Source organism: Rhodovulum bhavnagarense, assembly GCF_004343505.1.
GTDB classification, from domain to species: domain Bacteria; phylum Pseudomonadota; class Alphaproteobacteria; order Rhodobacterales; family Rhodobacteraceae; genus Rhodovulum; species Rhodovulum bhavnagarense.
Window position 1 is genome coordinate 1,278 of the sequence record NZ_SLXU01000042.1, and the last position, 1,191, is coordinate 2,468.

Here is a 1,191-nt window from a genome sequence, read left to right on the forward strand (position 1 = left end):
CCTCTTGCTGGGCGGCGATGCCCCGCACCTGGTCGGCGATCTGGGCGCGCCGCTTGTCCAGTTGCTCGGACGTCTTGTCCAGGCTGTCCTTGCGGGCCTCGAACAGCCGCGCCTGACCCTGGACAAGCTCGTCCACCTCGGGCCGCGCAGCGGCGATCCCGAGCAGTTCGGCATCGAAGCGCGGCGCCGGCGCCTCGTCGCGTTCGGCCACCAGCCGGGCGCGGCGGGCCATCAGTTCGAAAAGCTGGTTCTCGACGATGGTCAGTTCCGAGCGCAGCTCGGTCGGGTCCAGCCGCAGCATCACCGCGCCGGCCTCGACCATGTCGCCCTCGCCAACGAGGATGTCCTCGACCACGCCGCCATCGGGGTGCTGAACGACCTGGCGGTTCTGTTCCACCTTGACCTGGCCGCTGGCCACCACCGCCCCGGCCAGCTCGGCCATCACCGCCCAGGTGCCGAACCCGCCCAGCAGGATCGCAAGCGCGACAAACCCAACCAGAAGCGGGCCGCGCGCAGGCCAGCCGTCATTCCCGCTGCCGCGCGTCACGACACGCCTCCGCCGCCCTGGGCCTGGGCGATCTCGGCATGGTTCTTGACCATGCTGCGCAGCACCTCGTCGCGCGGCCCGAACGCCTTGCGCGTGCCGCCCTCGAGCACCATCAAAAGGTCGCATTCGCGGATCGCGGCGGGGCGGTGGGCCATGATGATGACCGACTTGCCCTCGGATTTCATCTGGCGGATGGCAAGGTTCAACGCCTCGGACCCCTCGTTGTCGAGATTGGAATTGGGTTCGTCCAGCACCAGCAGAACCGGATCGTCGTAAAGCGCGCGCGCCAGCGCGATGCGCTGCATCTGGCCCCCCGACAGTCGGCCGCCCGCCGCGGATACGCGCGTGTCATAGCCTTGTGGCAATTGCACGATCATCTCGTGCGCGGCGGCCTTGCGCGCGGCCTCGACAACGCGCCGGGCATCGGGCTCGGCCGACAGCTTGGCGATGTTCTCGGCGATGGTGCCGTCGAACAGCGTCACCCGCTGCGGCAGGTAGCCGACATGCTGGCCCAGGATGTCGGGATCGTATTGGTCAAGCGTCGCGCCATCCAGCCGGACCTGGCCGCTGGCCGGGCGCCAGACCCCGGTGATCGCGCGCGCCAGCGAGGATTTGCCCGCCCCCGAGGGGCCGATCACCCCAAG

At 69.6% G+C, this 1,191-nt stretch carries 1 protein-coding gene and 1 pseudogene; both read right to left on the minus strand.

Features of this window, described 5'->3' with window-relative positions; genetic code table 11:
• Positions 1-547 (minus strand): annotated as a pseudogene (locus EV663_RS15930) (HlyD family type I secretion periplasmic adaptor subunit); the annotation flags it as partial.
• The coding region (locus tag EV663_RS15475) for an ATP-binding cassette domain-containing protein (protein WP_132953431.1) at positions 544-1,191 on the minus strand (648 nt) is incomplete at its 5' end. The pseudogene EV663_RS15930 and the gene EV663_RS15475, both read right to left, overlap by 4 nt.